Origin of the sequence: Saccharopolyspora soli (assembly GCF_022678645.1) — a bacterium.
GTDB lineage: Bacteria > Actinomycetota > Actinomycetes > Mycobacteriales > Pseudonocardiaceae > Saccharopolyspora > Saccharopolyspora soli.
The window spans coordinates 1-18187 of record NZ_JALBWV010000111.1; the positions used below are offsets into that span (position 1 = coordinate 1).

The 18187-nt window shown below is 69.9% G+C and carries 19 protein-coding genes; 10 read left to right on the forward strand and 9 right to left on the reverse strand.

What is annotated here, in order from left to right:
* Nucleotides 1-117 precede the first annotated feature (117 nt).
* The 7 genes from rlmB to MOQ72_RS42045 all read right to left on the reverse strand — a co-directional run bounded on the left by rlmB (nucleotide 118) and on the right by MOQ72_RS42045 (nucleotide 5646).
* On the reverse strand, nucleotides 118-1074 hold the full coding sequence (rlmB, locus tag MOQ72_RS42015) for a 23S rRNA (guanosine(2251)-2'-O)-methyltransferase RlmB (protein ID WP_242191577.1): 957 nt from the start codon (nucleotides 1072-1074) through the stop codon (nucleotides 118-120).
* A 3-nt stretch (nucleotides 1075-1077) separates the two neighbouring features.
* Nucleotides 1078-2472 carry a cysteine--tRNA ligase gene (gene cysS / locus MOQ72_RS42020; RefSeq protein ID WP_242191578.1) on the reverse strand — a complete coding sequence of 465 codons (1395 nt, stop codon included), beginning with the start codon at nucleotides 2470-2472 and terminating at the stop codon, nucleotides 1078-1080.
* Between the two features lie 71 nt (nucleotides 2473-2543).
* Entirely contained in the window at nucleotides 2544-3224 is a 681-nt protein-coding gene (locus MOQ72_RS42025; RefSeq protein WP_242191579.1) for an HAD family hydrolase, read from the reverse strand.
* A 290-nt stretch (nucleotides 3225-3514) separates the two neighbouring features.
* A complete protein-coding gene (locus MOQ72_RS42030; protein ID WP_242191580.1) occupies nucleotides 3515-3715 on the reverse strand; it encodes a hypothetical protein in 201 nt (66 codons plus the stop codon).
* A gap of 155 nt (nucleotides 3716-3870) precedes the next feature.
* Nucleotides 3871-4353: a 2-C-methyl-D-erythritol 2,4-cyclodiphosphate synthase gene (gene ispF / locus MOQ72_RS42035; RefSeq protein ID WP_242191581.1), complete on the reverse strand. Its 483-nt coding sequence runs from the start codon at nucleotides 4351-4353 to the stop codon at nucleotides 3871-3873.
* Nucleotides 4350-5138: a 2-C-methyl-D-erythritol 4-phosphate cytidylyltransferase gene (gene ispD / locus MOQ72_RS42040; protein ID WP_242191582.1), complete on the reverse strand. Its 789-nt coding sequence runs from the start codon at nucleotides 5136-5138 to the stop codon at nucleotides 4350-4352. Before ispD ends, ispF begins: the two co-directional genes overlap by 4 nt.
* Nucleotides 5139-5157: 19 nt before the next feature.
* Nucleotides 5158-5646, reverse strand: a complete 489-nt coding sequence (locus MOQ72_RS42045) for a CarD family transcriptional regulator (protein WP_009947449.1) — start codon at nucleotides 5644-5646, stop codon at nucleotides 5158-5160.
* 300 nt (nucleotides 5647-5946) lie between these two features.
* On the opposite strand from MOQ72_RS42045, the gene MOQ72_RS42050 reads away from it, so the two are divergent.
* From MOQ72_RS42050 to disA, 3 genes are all read left to right on the forward strand, one after another.
* Nucleotides 5947-6534: a copper chaperone PCu(A)C domain-containing protein gene (locus tag MOQ72_RS42050; RefSeq protein ID WP_242191583.1), complete on the forward strand. Its 588-nt coding sequence runs from the start codon at nucleotides 5947-5949 to the stop codon at nucleotides 6532-6534.
* A gap of 189 nt (nucleotides 6535-6723) precedes the next feature.
* Nucleotides 6724-8103, forward strand: a complete 1380-nt coding sequence (gene radA / locus MOQ72_RS42055; protein WP_242191584.1) for a DNA repair protein RadA — start codon at nucleotides 6724-6726, stop codon at nucleotides 8101-8103.
* The gene (gene disA, locus MOQ72_RS42060; protein ID WP_242191585.1) at nucleotides 8100-9209 is read left to right on the forward strand and encodes a DNA integrity scanning diadenylate cyclase DisA; all 1110 of its coding nucleotides are present in this window, start codon (nucleotides 8100-8102) and stop codon (nucleotides 9207-9209) included. Before radA ends, disA begins: the two co-directional genes overlap by 4 nt.
* 435 nt (nucleotides 9210-9644) lie before the next feature.
* On the opposite strand, the gene MOQ72_RS42065 is transcribed toward disA, so the two are convergent.
* On the reverse strand, nucleotides 9645-10229 hold the full coding sequence (locus MOQ72_RS42065) for a hypothetical protein (RefSeq protein ID WP_242191587.1): 585 nt from the start codon (nucleotides 10227-10229) through the stop codon (nucleotides 9645-9647).
* Between the two features lie 258 nt (nucleotides 10230-10487).
* Between MOQ72_RS42065 and MOQ72_RS42070 the strand changes: the two genes are divergently transcribed.
* The 5 genes from MOQ72_RS42070 to MOQ72_RS42090 all read left to right on the forward strand — a co-directional run bounded on the left by MOQ72_RS42070 (nucleotide 10488) and on the right by MOQ72_RS42090 (nucleotide 15020).
* Entirely contained in the window at nucleotides 10488-11390 is a 903-nt protein-coding gene (locus MOQ72_RS42070; protein ID WP_242191589.1) for an iron-sulfur binding domain-containing protein, read from the forward strand.
* Nucleotides 11390-11917: a 2'-5' RNA ligase family protein gene (locus MOQ72_RS42075; protein WP_242191590.1), complete on the forward strand. Its 528-nt coding sequence runs from the start codon at nucleotides 11390-11392 to the stop codon at nucleotides 11915-11917. The genes MOQ72_RS42070 and MOQ72_RS42075 overlap by 1 nt, the downstream gene beginning before the upstream one ends.
* Nucleotides 11918-12026: 109 nt before the next feature.
* Entirely contained in the window at nucleotides 12027-12695 is a 669-nt protein-coding gene (locus MOQ72_RS42080) for an ATP-binding cassette domain-containing protein (RefSeq protein WP_242191591.1), read from the forward strand.
* On the forward strand, nucleotides 12692-14632 hold the full coding sequence (locus tag MOQ72_RS42085; protein ID WP_242191592.1) for a YhgE/Pip domain-containing protein: 1941 nt from the start codon (nucleotides 12692-12694) through the stop codon (nucleotides 14630-14632). Before MOQ72_RS42080 ends, MOQ72_RS42085 begins: the two co-directional genes overlap by 4 nt.
* A 79-nt stretch (nucleotides 14633-14711) precedes the next feature.
* On the forward strand, nucleotides 14712-15020 hold the full coding sequence (locus tag MOQ72_RS42090; protein WP_242191593.1) for an antibiotic biosynthesis monooxygenase family protein: 309 nt from the start codon (nucleotides 14712-14714) through the stop codon (nucleotides 15018-15020).
* 43 nt (nucleotides 15021-15063) lie between these two features.
* On the opposite strand, the gene MOQ72_RS42095 is transcribed toward MOQ72_RS42090, so the two are convergent.
* Complete coding sequence (locus MOQ72_RS42095; RefSeq protein ID WP_242191595.1) at nucleotides 15064-16065, reverse strand: endonuclease/exonuclease/phosphatase family protein; 1002 nt, start codon at nucleotides 16063-16065, stop codon at nucleotides 15064-15066.
* Nucleotides 16066-16168: 103 nt separating this feature from the next.
* Between MOQ72_RS42095 and MOQ72_RS42100 the strand changes: the two genes are divergently transcribed.
* Nucleotides 16169-17116 (forward strand): ATP-binding cassette domain-containing protein, encoded by a 948-nt coding sequence (locus MOQ72_RS42100; RefSeq protein ID WP_242191597.1) that lies wholly within the window; start codon nucleotides 16169-16171, stop codon nucleotides 17114-17116.
* 67 nt (nucleotides 17117-17183) lie between these two features.
* Nucleotides 17184-18002: an ABC transporter permease gene (locus tag MOQ72_RS42105; protein ID WP_242191599.1), complete on the forward strand. Its 819-nt coding sequence runs from the start codon at nucleotides 17184-17186 to the stop codon at nucleotides 18000-18002.
* Nucleotides 18003-18187 lie beyond the last annotated feature (185 nt).

The following is an 18187-nucleotide window of genomic DNA, read 5'->3' on the forward strand; positions in this document are numbered from 1 at the left end:
GCGACCGGCCCTCGCGGATCTCGAACACCACAACCCCTGAACAAATCAGGTGTTGCAACCACCCCTAGAACCCAAGCCCGGTCAGAGGTGCCCTTCACTCACAGCCCTTCCGGGTGATCAGCGGGTGCGGCGGCGGCGTGCTACCTCGGCGAGGACGACGCCTGCGGCGACCGAGGCGTTGAGCGATTCCACGCCCGTTGCCATCGGGATCGAGACCGTCTGGTCGCAGGTCTCCCGGACCAGCCGGGACAGCCCGCGGCCCTCCGAGCCGACGACCACCACCAGCGGCTCGGTGGCCAACTCCAGCTCGTCGGAGTTGATGTCGGCATCCGCGTCGAGCCCGACGACCATCAGTCCGGCGCTCTTGAGATCGCGCAACGTGCGGGTCAGGTTCACCGCCTTGGCCACCGGCAGCTTCGCCGCCGTGCCCGCGCTGGTGCGCCAAGCGACCGCCGTGATCCCGGCCGCGCGCCGTTGCGGCACGATCACGCCGTGCGCGCCGAAGGCCGCCGCGGACCGAATCACCGCACCGAGGTTGCGCGGATCCGTCACGCCGTCGAGCGCGACGATCAGCGGCGTTATCCCGGAATCCTGCGCGGCCGTCAGCACATCGTCCGGGTGCGCGTACTCGAACGGCGGCACCTGCAACGCGAGTCCCTGGTGCACCGCGTTGTTCGTCATCCGGTCGAGCTCGATGCGCGGCACGTCGAGCACGGAGATCCCGCGCGCCTTCGCCTCCCGCACCGCCTCGGTGACGCGGTCGTCGATGTCGATGCCCTGCGCCACGTACAGCCCGGTCGCGGGCACGTCGGCCCGGATGCACTCCACCACGGGGTTGCGCCCGGCCACCAGCTCCGGCTGCGTCTCCTGCTGCGCTTTGCGCTTCGCGCGCTGGTGCTCCGCATTGGTCTTGGCGTCCGCGCGCCGCTTCGCCGGGTGGCTGACCCGGTCCTGCGCCCTCGGCGTCGGCCCTTTGCCGCGCAGCCCTCTACGCCGCTGCCCGCCGGAACCGACGACCATGCCCTTCTTGTTGCTCTTGCGCAGGCCGCCGCGGCGCCTGTCGTTGCCAGCCACGTGTTACCCGTCTTTCAACGTCCACATCGGACCGTCGGGGGTGTCCTCGACGGCAATTCCGCTGTCCTGCAGCCGATCGCGCAGCAGGTCGGCGGTGGCGAAGTCGCGCTCTCGGCGGGCCTGCTGGCGCTGTTCCAGCATCACCGCCACGAGCTCACTCAGCGCACGGTGGGCAGCGTCGTCCTTGCTGGAATCGTCGGCCCACTGCTCGGACAGCGGATCCAACCCGAGCACGTCGGTCATGGCCCGCACCGACGCCGCCGCGTCGCGGGCCGCTTCGTCGTCGCCGCGGTCCAGCGCCGCGTTGCCTTCCCGGACGACGTTGTGCACCACCGCGATCGCCTGCGGCGTCGACAGGTCGTCGTCCATGGCGTCCGCGAATTCCGCGCACACCGTGCCGTGCTCGACGCTGCCAGCGCGCTGCTCGACCCGGCGGACGAACGACTCGATGCGGCGATACGCCGCGATCGCCTCGGCCAGCCCCACCTCGGAGAACTCGATCGTGGAACGGTAGTGCGGGGTGACCAGGTAGTAGCGCAGCTCGACCGGGCGGGCGCGCTCCAATACCGCGGGGATGGAGAGCGTATTGCCGAGCGACTTCGACATCTTCTCGCCGCTCATCGTCACCCAGGCGTTGTGCATCCAGTACTGCGCGAATCCGTCCCCGGCCGCGTTGGACTGGGCCATCTCGTTCTCGTGGTGCGGGAACACCAGGTCCAGCCCGCCGCCGTGGATGTCGAACTCGCTGCCGAGGTAGAAGGTGGACATCGCGGAGCACTCCAGGTGCCACCCGGGCCGACCGTGCCCCCACGGCGTCGGCCAGCTCGGCTCCCCCGGCTTCGCCGCCTTCCACAGCGTGAAGTCGCGCGGGTCGCGCTTGCCGCTGGCCAAGGTCTCGCCCTGCTGCACCTCTTCGACGCGCTGCCCGGAGAGCTTGCCGTAGTGGTCGGCGTAGGACTCGACCGAGAAGTAGACGTCGCCGCCCGCGGCGTAGGCGTGCCCCTTGTCGATCAGCCGCTGGATCAGGTCGACCATCTGCGTGATGTGCCCGGTCGCCCGCGGCAGCACCGAGGGCGGCAGGCAGCCGAGCTGGTCGTAGGCCCGCTCGAAGGCGCGCTCGTGCGTCGCGGCCCATTCCCACCAGGGGCGACCGGCTTCGGCGGCCTTGTTGATGATCTTGTCGTCGATGTCGGTGACGTTGCGGACCAGGCGCACGTCGTAGCCCTTGTACTGCAGCCAGCGACGCAGCACGTCGAAGTTCAGCCCGCTGCGGACGTGGCCGACGTGTGGAACGCCCTGCACGGTGGCACCACAGATGTAGATCGACGCCACTCCGTCGCAGCGCGGGTGGAATTCGCGCGTCGTGCGGGTCGCGGTGTCATGCAGGTGCAGTGTCACGCCCCTGATGGTACGGGGGCAGGTCGACCCCCAATCACGACAGGGGCCGTCGCGTCAAGGGGCAGTGACCGTCAGCGCAGCACGCCGCCGACCGCGGTCACCAGTCCCTTCGGCCGTTCGGCGGTGGGGACCGGGTCGACGATCGCCACCCGGCAGCCGACCGCCGCTGCCGCGCCGTCGGCCTCCTCGCTGTCACCGACCATGAGCGCCTGCTCCGGTGCGACACCCAGCCGCTCGCAGGCCCGCAGGAACAGCCGTGGATCCGGCTTGATGGCGCCTTCGAGGTAGGACAGCAAGAACGTGTCGACGTACCGGGTGATGCCGATCCGCTCGAAAGCGGGACGGATGTCGAAGGCGATGTTGCTGATCACGCCGATCTTGATGCCCGCACCGTGCAGTCGGCGCAGCACCTCGGCGGCGTCCGGGTACGGCGTCCAGAAGTCGGTGTCGATCATCCGGTCGTACAGCGCGACAGCCTGCCCGTCCACCACGCCGGAACTGCGCAGCACCTCCAGGTAGACCTTGCGGTGCAGGGCGGGATCCAGGTCGCGGTTTTCCCAGGCGTGTTGGAATTCGGGGGCGAGTTTGACGACCTGGCCGACCGGCGCGGTCATCCGGCGCATGACCTCGGTCTGCGCCGCCAGGTCGAACGGGGTGCCGTTGGCATCGGCGAGATCGGTGAACCAGGACTCATCCTCTTCGAGGCGGAACAGCGTCCCGGAGAAGTCGAAGAGCACTGCGCGCACAGTCACACCGGTCACGGTATGTGGACTGGACCTCACCAACCACCAACATGCGGCGAAACTCACGATCCGTCCGATAGGCGCCGGAAGGCGGTTTCGCGCAAAACCCGATCCAAGGGTTCACCCCACGTGTCGGTGCAGGTGGCGAGGGTTGCCGAAATCGGCACACAACTGGGCACCAAACGGCCGCTTCAGCGGAAAGGCCGAAAATCCGCACCTGAATTCGCGGCGAATTTCAGGTTGATTTACGGCAAATCAGACATCGGCAGTCACCGGTACTTCCCTCATCGCGGAAGTAATCAGCACCGCCGGGTCTGCTGGTTGCGCATCGGCACGACGATGGCGGCGATGCAGATGAAGGCACTCGCCCAGAGCAGGATCACCGCCACCGCGAGCCCGAGACCACCACCCCCGGACCACAGCACGAACGACACAGGCCACACCACTACCGGCTGCGCTACGAGCAGACGACGCACCCACCGGTTCCGCTCGATCACCATGCGTCGAGGATGACGCGCACCGACCCCGGCATTCCAGGCCGCGGGCCCTGAGTTTTCCCTGACTCCGCCTACCCGTTACACCGAGGTACCGAGGCGTTCGCCAGCAGGGCATTTCGATCGCGAACGCTGGCGGGACCGGACATTCCGCGCAGCGCTCACGAGGTCGGGACGACGAGCGCGGTCGCCACCGCGGCGATGCCTTCCCCGCGGCCGGTGAGGCCCAGACCGTCGGAGGTCGTACCGGACACCGACACCGGCGCGCCGATCGCCCCCGAAAGCACCTGCTGCGCCTCCGCGCGGCGCTTGCCGATGCGCGGGGCGTTGCCGATCACCTGCACCGCCGCGTTGCCGATGCGAAAACCCGCCGCAGCGACCCGGTCTCGCACCTCGACCAGCAAGTCCACCCCGTGGGCGCCCGCCCAGTGGGCGTCGTCGGTGCCGAACACGGCGCCAAGATCACCCAATCCGGCAGCCGACAGCAGCGCATCGCAAAGCGCGTGCGCCGCGACGTCGCCGTCGGAATGACCAGCGCAGCCGTCCACGCCCGGCCAGCGCAGGCCAGCCACCCAGCAGTCACGGCCAGCCTCAACGGGATGGACGTCGACGCCCTGGCCGACCCGCGGCAACAGCTCGGTCACTCGGTTTCTCCTGTGTCTTGCGGGACACCCGCACCCGGTCGGCCGCGCGAGCGGGGGCCGCAAGTGTCGCTCGCGCCGCCTCCTGCGTCTCGCGGGACACTCGCGCCTCCAGGCGGGGCCAACACCGATTCGGCAACGGCCAGGTCGAAGGCAGTGGTGATCTTCAACGCGCGCGGATGCCCGTCGACGGTGTGCACGTTGCCGCCGATCCGCTCCACCAGCCCAGCATCGTCGGTGGCCACATCACCGGCCGCGGCGTAGGCGTCCCGCAGCACGTCGATGGCGAAACCTTGGGGAGTTTGCACCGCTCGGAGCCGCGAACGATCCACGGTCGAAACGACGTTACCAGCGTCGTCGACCCGCTTGATCGTGTCGGTCACCGGCAGCACCGGGATCACCGCGGGAGCGCCCTGCTCAACCGCGGCGACGACCTCGCGGATCACCGACGCCGGGGTGAAAGCCCGTGCGGCGTCGTGCACCAGCACCACCCGCGCGTCCGGGGCCACCTGCTCGACGGCGTCGAGCGCGCGCCGCACCGAGTCGGTCCGCTCCGCTCCCCCGACGACCACGTGCGCGGACGGCAGCTCCGCCAACTCCGCCGCGACAACATCGACCTGATCGGCCGGAGCCGCGACCACGACGTGCTGCACGCAGCCCGCGGCCAACAGGCCGCGGACTGCGCGCAACAGCAACGATTCACCGTTCACCGGAACCAGCGCCTTCGGCATCCCGGCACCGAGGCGCACCCCGCGACCAGCCGCGGGGACCAGCGCGACAACGCTCACGCTCGTCTATTCCCGATGATCACACTGCGGTGGCGAGGACTTCGTCCAGCAGGGTTTCTGCCTTGCCTTCGTCAGTACCCTCGGCCAGCGCCAATTCGCTGACCAGGATCTGCCGCGCTTTCGCCAGCATTCGCTTCTCGCCTGCGGACAGGCCACGATCCTTTTCGCGTCGCCAGAGGTCGCGCACCACTTCGGCCACCTTGTTCACATCGCCGGAGGCGAGCTTCTCCAGGTTGGCCTTGTACCGCCGAGACCAGTTAGTGGGCTCTTCGGTGTGCGGGGCCCGCAGCACGTCGAAGACCCGGTCGAGTCCCTCCTGACCGACAACGTCCCGGACGCCGACGATCTCGGCGTTGTCCGCGGGAACGCGCACGGTCAGATCACCCTGCGCAACCTTGAGCACGAGGTACTGCTTTTCCTCGCCCTTGATCACACGAGTCTCGATTGCTTCGATGAGCGCGGCACCGTGATGCGGGTAGACGACGGTCTCTCCGACCTTGAAAACCATGTGTCCTCTGCCCCTTTCGCTATGCCCACTTTAACACGTAGGGCAACTGGCCCTCGACCACCTCACCATCCGTAACCGCAGGTCAGACGGCGGGTAAGGCTTGACAAAGGGTCCCCTGACGTGCAAGGAGACACCTTTCGACCCACTGAAATCGTCCACTATGGACATTTCGACCGACCGGATGGCGCGGTCCCCGACGCCCCCGAGATAGGTAGCTCGACTAGCCCCTGGAACGGGCCCGCGCGGGCGGGGATTAAGCTCAGCTGCGGTTGTCCGGCAATCAGGAAGGACGCTGCAACCGTGAGCCGCCCTCAGCACTTCAAGGCCGCCCGCCTGCGGTTGATCCCGGCCGCAATCGGGCTCGGCGCCGTTGTCGCCCTCGCTGGGTGCAGTGCCGGTCAGGTGACCGAAACCGACACCCAGGTCGCCGCCGTGAACGGTGGCAGCGGTGATCTGAACAAGATCGCTATCCGCAACGCCACGTTCATCTTCCCCACCAGCGGGGCGCGCTACCCGGCTGGTTCTTCCGCGCCGGTGCAGCTGGTGCTGACCAACGAGGGTCCGGACGACAAGTTGGTCCAGGTGTCCAGCCCGTACGCCAACTCGGCCACCCTCGGCGGCATCACCGAGCTGCCGAGCCGGACCGCGCTGCACGCCACCGGTGGATCGGCGCAGGTCCAGCAGGCGGAGACGACCGCCGACCGCGAGGTCCAGATCACCCTGAACGGTTTCAAGCAGGACATCGGACCCGGTGTGACCGTCCCGGTGACCTTCGTGTTCGAGAAGGCCGGTGCGGTCACCGTGCAGGTCCCGATCGGTCCGGACCACAGCCCGCGCGCCGAGCACGGCAGCCCGATGCCGGGCACCGAGCAGCACAGCGGTCATTGATCCAGACTTCACCGAATCGGGCCGTCCGCGCACGCGGCTGCCCGATTCGCATCTGATGATCCACTCGATGGTGGCAACTCCGTCCCGGATGAACGATTGGCGGTCGCGGTCGAACGGCCAGCTCACCGGTTGATGTCGATGCGCGGGGACGCCACCGGGCCTGTCACCACGGGCGGATAGCCTCGCGGCGTGCCCCCGAAGAACGCCCGAACCACGCGTCCCGGATACCGCTGCGCCGATTGCGGCCACGAGGTCACCAAGTGGGTCGGCCGCTGCCCGAACTGCCAGGCGTGGGGAACGATCGACGAGACCGCCCCGGCCCGCCCAGCGTTGGCGAAGGTCAGCGCAGGTGCCCCGGCCACCCCGGCCCGTCCGATAGCCGAGGTCGACCTCGATTCCGCCCGCGCCGTATCCACCGGGATCGGCGAACTGGACCGGGTGCTCGGCGGCGGCATCGTGCCGGGTGCGGTCGTGCTGCTGGCCGGTGAGCCCGGCGTCGGCAAGTCCACGCTGCTCCTGGAGGTCGCGCACCGCTGGGCCGCTGGCGCCTCACCGGGCCCTTCGCTGTACGTCACCGGCGAGGAATCCGCGGGCCAGGTGCGGCTTCGCGCGGAACGCACCAACTCGGTGCACCCACAGCTCTTCCTCGGCGCGGAAAGCAACCTCTCGGCCGTGCTCGGGCACGTCGAGGCGGTACGACCCGGCCTGCTGATCGTCGACTCGGTGCAGACCGTGCAGTCCCCCGAGGCCGAGGGCAGTCCAGGTGGCGTCACCCAGGTCCGGGCGGTCACCACGGCGCTGGTGGCGCTGGCCAAGGAACGCGGTCTGCCGGTGGTGCTGGTCGGACACGTCACCAAGGACGGCGCGGTGGCCGGTCCGCGGGTGCTGGAGCACCTGGTCGACGTGGTGCTGCACTTCGAGGGCGACCGGCACTCGGCGCTGCGGATGCTGCGCGGGGTGAAGAACCGGTTCGGCCCCGCCGACGAGGTCGGCTGCTTCGAGCAGCGCGACGACGGCATAGCCGAGGTACCGGACCCCTCCGGGCTGTTCATCAACCGGCAGGAGACGCAGGTCGACGGCACCGCGGTGACCGTCATGGTGGAAGGCAAGCGCCCGCTGCTGGTGGAGGTCCAGTCGCTGGTGATGAAGACCCAACTGGCCATGCCGCGGCGCTCGGTCAGCGGCCTGGACTCCGCGCGCGTGTCGATGATGTTGGCGGTGCTGGGCAAGCACGGCGGGGTCCACACCGGTGACCACGACGTGTTCGCCGCTACGGTGGGCGGCACGCGGGTCAGCGAACCGGCCGCGGACCTCGCGATCGCGCTGGCGATCGCCTCGTCCCGGAAGAGCAGACCACTGCCGTCGAACCTGATCGTGGTCGGCGAGGTGGGGCTGGCCGGGGAGATCCGGCGGGTGAGCGGCGTCGGACGGCGGCTGGCCGAGGCGGTCCGGCTCGGGTTCGACCGGGCGCTGGTGCCGCCGGATGCGGGGCCGTTGCCGAACGGCGTGCGCGCCACGGTGGTGTCCAACGTCGGCGAGGCGCTCAAGATCGTGGAGAAGGGCAAATGAGCCATGAGCAGCTGCGCGGCACACTCGTCCGCCTAGCGCCCGGAACCGCGTTGCGGGACGGGTTGGAGCGCATCCTGCGCGGGCGCACCGGCGGGTTGATCGTGCTCGGCTACGACGCGGCGGTCGAAGCGCTCTGCGACGGCGGGTTCCACTTGGACATCGAGTTCAGCGCGACCCGGCTCCGCGAGCTGTCCAAAATGGACGGAGCGGTGGTGCTGTCCACCGACGCCAAGCGGATCATGCGGGCCAACGTGCACCTGGTGCCGGATGCGAGCACCCCCACCGAGGAATCCGGCACGCGGCACCGCACGGCGGAGCGCACCGCGATCCAGACCGGGTATCCGGTCGTGTCGGTCAGCCAGTCGATGAGCATCATCAGCATCTACACGCAGGGCCACCGGCACGTGCTGATCGGCTCACCGGAGATCCTGTCCCGCGCCAACCAGGCACTCGCCACGCTGGAGCGCTACACCGCGCGGCTGGCCGAGGTCGCCCAGACGCTGTCGGCGCTGGAGATCGAGGACTACGTGACGTTGCGCGACGCGATGACCGTGGTGCAGCGCTTGGAGATGGTGCGGCGGATCGCCGACGAGATCGAAGGCGACGTCATAGAACTCGGCAAGGACGGTCGACTGATCGAACTGCAACTGGACGAGTTGGTCGGGGCGTCGCGGGACGCGCGGAGCCGACGGGGCCACGCCAGGGACGGCATCGACCTGGACCGCGAACTGATCGTGCTGGAATACCTGCCCACCAGCGGCGCGATGCCGACGTCGGAGCAGGTCGAGACGGCGCTGCGCAAGCTCGACGGCACCGAACTGCTCGACCTCACCGCGATCGCGGGCGCCTTCGGATACCCGGACGCGCCGGAGGCGTTGGACCAGCACCTGAGCCCGCGCGGATACCGCCTGCTGGCCAGGGTGCCGAGGCTGCCCGCGACCATCCGACGGCAGCTGGTGGAGCACTTCGGCTCGCTGCAGCAGTTGCTCGCCGCGACCGTGGAGGAGCTGCGCGAGTTGGACTCGGTCAGCGACGCGCGAGCGCGCCTGATCCGGGAGGGCCTGTCCCGCCTAGCCGAATCGTCCATTGTGGAACGCTTTCCCTGAGCCGGACGAATGGTCGTGAGTGCGCAACCGGGCTGGCGCGAACCGCATCTTGTTGCACCACAGGGCGACGGGACCGGAGTGAACGGCACCTTTTACCAACTTGGAGGGTGCGCGGATTGGCTTGCGTGGCGGTGCGGGTAGCGGAACCTCAGAGGTCTTCTCGGTGTGGGATCCCCGACATCATGTATGTCCAATACACCACGTCGGGGCTGTCCTCGCGGGGAGAACCCCAGAGGGGTGGGCCACCGTGAACCCGCGGCGGTGCAAGCTGCGAGGGTGGGAGGAAGCGGCTGACGCCGCTTGCCTGACGACCCCCTCGACATACCCAATCCGCGCGAGTTCTTACTGGGTAAAAGGTGCCCTTCACTCCTCAACCAAGACTGGGGTCGTGAGTGCGTAACCGGGTTGGGGTCCGGTTGCGCGCTCACGACCGGTTCAGGACGTCAGGCGGAACGGGGTGGGGGCGCTGTTCAGCGCGGCATTCCTGGCCACCACTTGGTAGTCACCGGCCGGGGCACGGCCCTGGGCGGTGCAGTCCGGTGTGGACATCTGGCCGGACCACTGGACGTCGTTGCGCACCGACTGGCCCGGTTGCAGCAGCGGCTGCTCGTTGGTCGACTCCGAGTAGCAGTCGTTGCTGGACCACACGTGCTTGCCCGCCGGGGTCGTCACGGTCAGCTCGCGCAGCACGCGGTTGGTGTCGCGCAGGCACGCGCGGTCGCCCGCGTTCGTCACCACGATGCTCATGCCCACCCGGTCACCGACGCGGAAGTCGGGGCGGGCCACCTCGGCGACGACGCGCATCGCCTGATCCGCGCACTGCGGCGGCGCGGCGTCGGCCGCCACCGCCACCGGCGGGCCTGGCGGTGGTCCCTGCGCGCCGCGCGACTTCAGGACACCGCCAGCCAAGGCCACCAGGCCCCAGCCGAGGAGGATCATCGCGAGCAGGACCGCACCCAACGCCACCACGCGGCGACGCCAGTACACCGCAGGCGGAAGCGGCCCATTCGGATCAAGCACGCCACGACAGTAACGCGACAGCTACGCCAAACAGCGCTACCAACGATCACCCAATCGGGCGCTTCGCAACAATTCCCGGACCAACGCCCGGAACTCCGCCCCATCGCACGCACCGGAGAGCGATTGGGCGCAATTTCTCGCGAAATTGCGAACCACCCCACTGCCTGCGGGCCTTTTCGCAGGTGAACGCGGGGGTTCGGGGATCGGGTCGGATGTGGTTTCGGGTGGGGTCGGGCACCTGGCAGGATCGGTAGTGCCATGGAGAACACCGCGCACCCAGCCGTTCCGTCCCTGAACCCGGTCGAGTTGATCGACTGGTTCGCCGCCACCGCCCGGCCGCTGCCGTGGCGCGCGCCCGGCACGACCGGTTGGGGTGTGCTGGTCAGCGAGACGATGTTGCAGCAGACCCCGGTCAACCGGGTGCAGCCGATCTGGGAAGAGTGGATGCAGCGCTGGCCGCGCCCCTCCGACCTGGCCGCCGCGCCGCAGGGCGAGGTGCTGCGCGCCTGGGGCAAACTCGGCTATCCGCGCCGCGCGCTGCGCCTGCACGAGGCCGCCGCGAAGATCGCGGCCGAGCACGGCGACGTCGTCCCGTCCGACGTCGACACCCTGCTGGCGCTGCCCGGCATCGGTGCCTACACCGCCCGAGCCGTGGCCGCCTTCGGCTACGGCAAGCGCGCGCCAGTTGTCGACACGAACGTCCGCCGGGTGGTCGCTCGCGCGGTGCACGGTGCTGGGGATGCTGGTCCGCCGTCGACCAAACGCGATCTCGACGATGTCGACGCCCTGTTACCGGCCGAGGACAGCAGCGCCGCGAAGATGTCGGCGGCGTTGATGGAGCTCGGGCAGGTGGTGTGCACCGTGCGTTCGCCGCTGTGCGAGTCCTGTCCGATCGCGCACGACTGCGCGTGGCAGCACGCGGGACGACCGGCCTATGCCGGACCGGCGAAGAAGGTGCAGAAGTTCGCTGGCACCGATCGCCAGGTGCGCGGCAAGTTGCTGGACGTGCTGCGCGGCTCGGCCGGTCCGGTGCTCCGCGAGCAGTTGGACGCGGTGTGGTCGGATCCCGGTCAGCGGGACCGATGTCTGGACTCGCTGCTGGTGGACGGGCTCGTCGAGCAGACCGACGACGGCCGCTTCGCGCTGCCCGGCGAGCACTGATGGCGCACGCGCTGGCGGCTTTCTTCGACGACGCCGCGGAAGCCGATATCCGCGCGCTCTGGCGGCGGTTGGACGATGCCGGGGTGCCGAGCCTCGGCACCCGGACCGGCGGTGCGCACCGGCCGCACGTGACGCTGGCGGCAGCCGGTGGCATTCCCGGTGCCGCGCGCAAGGCGTTGCGCGCTGAGTTGGAGCTGCTGTCCATTCCGGACCTCTGGCTGCACACCTTGGGGACCTTCCCCGGTGAGGACCGGGTCCTGCTGCTGGGCGCGGTGGTCGACACCGAGTTGTTGGCGGTGCACTCCGCGGTGCACGACGCGCTGGCGGGCAAGGTGCAGCACCCCTCCGCCTACTACTTCCCCGGCGCGTGGATTCCGCACTGCGCGCTCGCCCAGGGCATCACCGACGACCAGCTGGCGGCGGGCTTCCGGGCCCTGCAACCGCCCGAGGCGGTGCGCGCGGGGATCGGCGAGATCGCCATCGTCGACACCCGCACCGGCGACACCGAAACCCTGCTGACCCGCTGACCGTCGCGGGCCGCCCGACCGTCCTCCACTTTGGACTCCTGCTACGAGTTGCCGAGCCTCGCGCGAGCGGCCACTTTGGACCGGCAAGCCCGCACGAAGGGGGTGGCTGGTGGACGTCGACGGCGTGAGCATCCTGGCCCGCGGAATCGCCGCCGAGGGCCCGGAAGGCCCCGTGTTCGCCAACCTCGACCTGCGCGTCGAACCCGGCACGCTCACCGTGGTGGCCGGTTCCGGCGGCACCGGCCGAACATCGCTGCTGCTCGCCCTGTCCGGTCGCCTGCCACTGATCACCGGGCACTTGGACGTCTCCGGGCACGTGCTGCCCGCGCAGGCCAAGGCGGTGCGCCAGCTGATCCGCCCGGCCCGGTTGCGGCCGGGCTGCGAACTGGAGGAAAAGCACCGGGTGCGCGAGGCGATCATCGAACGCCGCCTGATCAGCGGTGTCTCCGACTCCGCCATCGCCGATGCGTGCACCCTGGTCGGGCTCGCCCCGGACCGCGCCGCGCTGGTCGGCGAGCTGCATCCCGCCGACCAGCTGCTGCTCGCGGTAGCGCTCACGATCGCGGCGGCACCTGCCGGGATCCTCGTCGACGACGTCGACGTCGGGCTCCCGGTGCCCTCCCGCGCTCGGGTGTGGGCCGCGCTGCGCGAGGTGACCCGCACCGGTATGACGGTGCTGGCCAGCGCGACGGACCCGCCGTCCGGCGACGTCGACGTGATCCGCCTCCCGGAGCGGTCCGCGAAGGTGCCCGACCGGCAGGAAGAGGCCACCCCGTGAAGGCGATCAACCTGGCGTGGCTGGAGCTGCGGCGCTTCCGCGGGCCGCTGCGCCGTTTCGTGCCGCTCGTGCTGATCCTGGTCCCGTTGCTGTACGGATCGCTGTACCTGTGGTCGAACTGGGATCCCTACGGCCGGTTGCGCCAGGTGCCGGTCGCGGTGGTCAACTCGGACGTGCCGGTGGACAGCCGCGGCGAGCACCTCGCCGCCGGTAAGCAGTTCGTCCAGCAGCTCAAGGCCACCAACACCTTCGACTGGTACTTCGTGGACGCCGCCAACGCCCGGCGCGGACTGGAACGCGGCCAGTACTACTTCACGATCGAGGTGCCGCGGGACTTCAGCGCGAAGCTCGCCACCGCGGCCGATCGCGACCCGAAGCGCGCCGGACTGCTGATCGTCAAGAACGACGCCAACGGCTTCGTCGTCGGAATCATGGCCGACACGGTGAAAACCGAGCTGCAGAACCAGATCAACGCCGCGGCGCACGCCAGCTACGCCCGCGCGCTGTACGGCGAACTCGACCAGGCGCGGGAGAAGCTGCAACTCGCCTCGGGAGCGTCGAAGCAGCTCGTGGGGGCAACCGACCTGAGCAGGCAGAGCGCCGCCGCGCTCAACAGAGGACTCGGCGGGGTCCGCGACGGCACCGGCGAGCTCTCGCGCGGCGTGCAGACCATCTCGGATGCCACCGCGCAACTGGACCAACAGCTGTCCGCGATCGGCAACTTCACCGCCGAACGACTGCCCCGCGCGGTGAACGCCCTGGTCAACGCCAGCAACATCGCGGTCAACAGCCTGAGCACGATCAAGACCACCACCGGCTTCCTCAACCAGCGCGCCACCGAAGGCCGAACGACCTTGGAGGAACTCGGCCAGAAGCATCCCGACATCGCGCGGGACCCCGTCTACCAGCGCGCGCTGGACAACGCGCGCAAGCTCAGCGATGCCGCGACGACTGCGGACGCGGATGCCGGGCGGGCGCTTGGCACCGCGCAGGACGCCAACAAGCAGGCGTTGGACCTGCAGAACAGCATGGGGCCGCTGCAGAACCAGATCCGCGCGATCACCGCCCCCGCCGACACGCTGCGCGCGGGGGCCGCGGAACTGGCCGGGGGCGCCAACGGCGTCACCAACGGCCTGGACACGCTGGTCGCGAGCAGCGGTGTGTTGCAGACCGGGGCCGGACAGCTCAACGACGGCGCGAAGTCCCTGCAGGGGTTGGTCGACGACTCGCTCGGCAAGATCCCGCCGACGAATCCGACCGAGGTGGCGCGCGCCGCCGACGTCCTCGGGTCGCCGACCGAGATCCGCACCGACAACCTCAACCCGGCGCACGTCTACGGGCGCGGCATGGCGCCGTTCTTCTTCGCGATCGCGTTGTGGGTGTTCGGCCTCTTCGCGTATCTGCTGCTCAAGCCGGTGAACCTGCGTGCCCTCGCGGATCGGGTCAGTTCGCTGACCATCGCGGTCGCCGGGTTCCTGCCAGCCGCGGCGCTGGGCGTTCTCGGCGGGTTGGTGCTGTACGCGGTGGTCGACTTCGGCTTGGGGCTCGACCCGGTGCACGTGTGGTGGACGATCGGGCTGGTCAGCCTCGCGGCGGTCGCCTTCGTGGCGATCGACCAGTTCCTGCGCACCTGGCTCGGCGCGGTCGGCGACCTGCTTTCGCTGGTGCTGCTGATCATCCAGCTCACCGCCAGCGGCGGGCTGTACCCGCTGGAGACCACCCCGGTGCCGTTCCAGGCGGCGCACCCGTTCCTGCCGATGAGCTACCTGGTGGACGGGCTGCGGGTGACGATCTCCGGCGGGGTCACCGAGCACCTGCTGCGCGATGCCGCGGTGCTCACCGGGTTCCTGGTCGCCTTCCTGGCCCTGACCACCCTGGTCGTGCGGGGCCAGCGCGCCTGGACCGTCGGCCGCCTGCACCCGCAGATCGAGCTGTAACGGGACTTGGAGCTCCGTTCTCGCACCCGAGCGGGAGTCGACGTCGCAACCAGCTGCGCTCTGCTCGTAGGCTGGCGGTATGGCTGTTGTGAAGATCAATGCGATCGAGGTGCCCGAAGGCGCGGGCCCGGAGCTGGAGAAGCGGTTCGCCGCTCGGCACGGCTCGGTGGACAGCGCGCCCGGCTTCCTGGGCTTCGAGCTGCTGCGCCCGGTCAAGGGCGAGAACCGGTACTTCGTGTACACCAAGTGGGAGTCCGAGGAAGCGTTCCAGGCGTGGGCCAGCGGCCCGGCCAAGGAGGCCCACGCCGGGGAGGCCAAGAACCCGGTGGCCACCGGGGCCAGCCTCCTGGAGTTCGAGCTCATCCAGGAATCCCACCCAGGCGAGTGAAGGAAGCGGGGCATCCGCTCGACCCCGGATGCCCCTCGCCTCCTCAACCGGTGATCACGAGTTCGGCGAAGATCGCCCGGTGGTCGGCGCCCGCCACGTCGAAGGTCCGGTAGGACTGGGGCACCACGCCCTCGCTGGTCAGCACGTGGTCGATCGTGATCGGCGGCGGGAACCAGGAGCCGGGGCCCGGCCAGGTCGGGTGCAGGCCACCGCCGGTCGCTTCGGCGGCATCCGTGTAGCCGCGGCCGATCAGGTATTTGAGGCGGGTGTGGTCGAGCGTCGCGTTGAAGTCGCCGGCCATCACCCGCAGCGTGTCGTCCGCCGGTGGCGGGGGTAGTGCGGCGAGATCGCGGGCCCAGACCGCGGTCGTGTCCTGACCCACCGGGTACAGCGGGTGCACCGCGACGAACTCGACGTCCCGCGGGCCCGGCAGGTCCACCCGTGCCGAGGGCTGGGCCAGCGTCGTCTTCGGCACCAGCGACAGTTCCCGCAGCGGAAGGCGGGAGGCGATACCCGAACCGTCCGCTTTCGGCCCCGGGTGGAACACCCGGTACGGCAATTCCCGCGCGAGCCCGGCAGCATCCAGCGCGGTCACCATCTCGGGCGTCAGCTCCTGCAGGCTGAGCACGTCGACCCGGTTCTGCCGCACCAGGTTCACCAGCTGGTTCGCGTCCGCCTCGCCGAAGTAGGTGTTCAGCGACAGCACCCGCAGCGGCACCCCCTGCGTCGGAGTCGTGTCGGGAATGGCGCGCGGTGCGACGAAGACCACCAGGGCTGCGGTGACCAGCCCGACGACGAGTGCGGTCAGCCAACGGCGCAGCAGCAACCCCAGCAGCGCCAGCACGATGCCCGCCAGCGCTGCGTATTGGGTCAGCGCGACCAGCGCGACGGTGTACCGGTTGGTGTCCAAACCGGCCAGCGGCAGCGCGGACCACACCAGGAAGCCGAGCGCGGCCAACAGCAGCACGGCCGTGACCGCGACGCCACCCGGCTTGCGCCGCGGTCGTTCCGCCCGCTCCGGCTCGACCAGCCGTGTCCGATCCATGTGATTCCCCTTGTCATCCGCCGCACCCAGCCTGTCAGCGAGCTGTGCGCGACCTGTCAGGACCCCTACGGATATTGGGATGCGCAAGCCGCAAGGAGGTTGCATGTCATTCGCGATCCAGGCCGAGGGCCTGGTCAAACGATTCGGCTCCACCACCGCGCTGGCCGGGGTCGACCTCGCCGCGCCCACCGGGACGATCCTCGGTGTGCTCGGCCCCAACGGCGCGGGCAAGACCACCGCCGTGCGCATCCTGGCCACGCTGCTGCGGCCGGACGCCGGGACGGCCACCATCGCCGGGTACGACGTGCTGCGCCAGCCGGTCGCGGTGCGCAGCCGCATCGGGCTCACCGGCCAGTACGCCTCCGTCGACGAGGAGCTGACCGGCCTGGAGAACCTGGTGCTCATCGGTCGGCTGCTGGAGATGCCACGCCGCGACGCTCGGGCACGTGCCGCGGAACTGCTCGAACGCTTCGGCTTGACCGAAGCGGGCGGCCGCGCGGTCAAGACGTACTCGGGTGGGATGCGGCGCCGCCTGGATCTCGCGGCGAGCCTGGTCGGCCGCCCCGAGATCCTCTACCTCGACGAGCCCACCACCGGGCTCGACCCGCGCAGCCGCAACCAGGTGTGGGACATGGTGCGCACGCTCTCCGCCGAGGGCGTCACGGTGTTGCTGACCACCCAATACCTGGAGGAAGCCGATCAACTCGCCGACCGGATCAGCGTGATCGACCACGGCCGGGTGGTCGCCGACGGTCGAGCCGACGAGCTCAAGCGGCGGGTCGGCGGGCAGACGCTCCAGGTACGGCCGACCGATCTGGCGAACGTGGCCGCGGTGCGCCGAATCCTCGCCGAGCTGACCGGCACCGAACCGACCACGCACGACGACAGCGGGCTGCTCACCACCCCGGTCGACGACCCGGTCCTGCTGTCCACCCTGGTGCGTCGGCTGGACGACGCCGGGATCACCGCCGACGAGCTCGCGCTGCGCCTGCCGAGCCTGGACGAGGTGTTCCTGGCCATCACCGGCAAGGCAGCGGAGGAGGCCGCGTGAGCAACAACTTCTTCCGCTTGCGGGGCCGACCGGGTGCGGGTGTCCCGCAAGACACTGGAGACGCCGCATGACCGCCACGCTCGAACGCTCTCCGGCCACGCCGACGGCGGCGCCGGAACGCATCGGCCTGGTCCGCACGCTGCGGCACGGGCTGACGCTGGCCGGGCGCAGCGCCCTGAAGATCCGCAAGTCGCCGGAAGGCTTGATCGACGTCACCATCCAGCCGATCCTGTTCCTGGTCATGTTCGTCTACCTCTTCGGCGGGGCGATCTCCGGGGACACCGGCGCCTACCTGCAACTCACGCTGCCCGGCGTGATGGCGATGAACATGGTCTTCGCCAGCCTGGGCACCGGATGGCAGCTCAACACCGACATCTCCAAGGGCGTGTTCGACCGGTTCCGCAGCCTGCCGGTGGCCCGCTCGGCCCCGCTGATCGGCGCGGTGCTCGGCGACATCGTGCGGTACCTGGTGTCGTTGGCGGTGCTGCTGGTCTTCGCCACGATCATGGGCTTCCGGATCCAGACCGATCCGCTGTCCGCGCTGGCCGCGATCCTGGTGGTGATCGTCTTCGCGCTGGCGATGTGCTGGATCACGGTGTTCCTCGGGATGTTGATCAGGAGCCAGCAGGCGCTGCCCGGCGTGGCGATGGCGTTCATGTTCCCGCTGACCATGGGCAGCAACGTGTTCGTGCCGACCGAGACGATGCCCGGCTGGTTGCAGGCGTGGGTGAACGTCAACCCGGTCACCAAGCTCGCGGACACCGCGCGCGGCCTGATGATCGGCGGCCCGGTCGCCGGACCGCTGATGGCCACGGTGATCTGGATGCTGGCGATCGTGGCGGTGTTCTTCCCCCTGGCGATGTGGGCCTACCGCCGCCGCGTGTGACCGGTCGTGAGTGGCCTCGGCCGCTATAGCGACCAGAACCACTCACGACCGCCGACCGGCGTGGGGGGGGCCCCCCCCCCCGGGGGGGGGGGGGGGGGGGGGGGGCCGGCCCCCCCCCCCCCCCCCCCCCCCCCCCCCCCCCCCCCCCCCCCCCCCCCCCCCCCCCCCCCCCCGCCCCCCCCGGC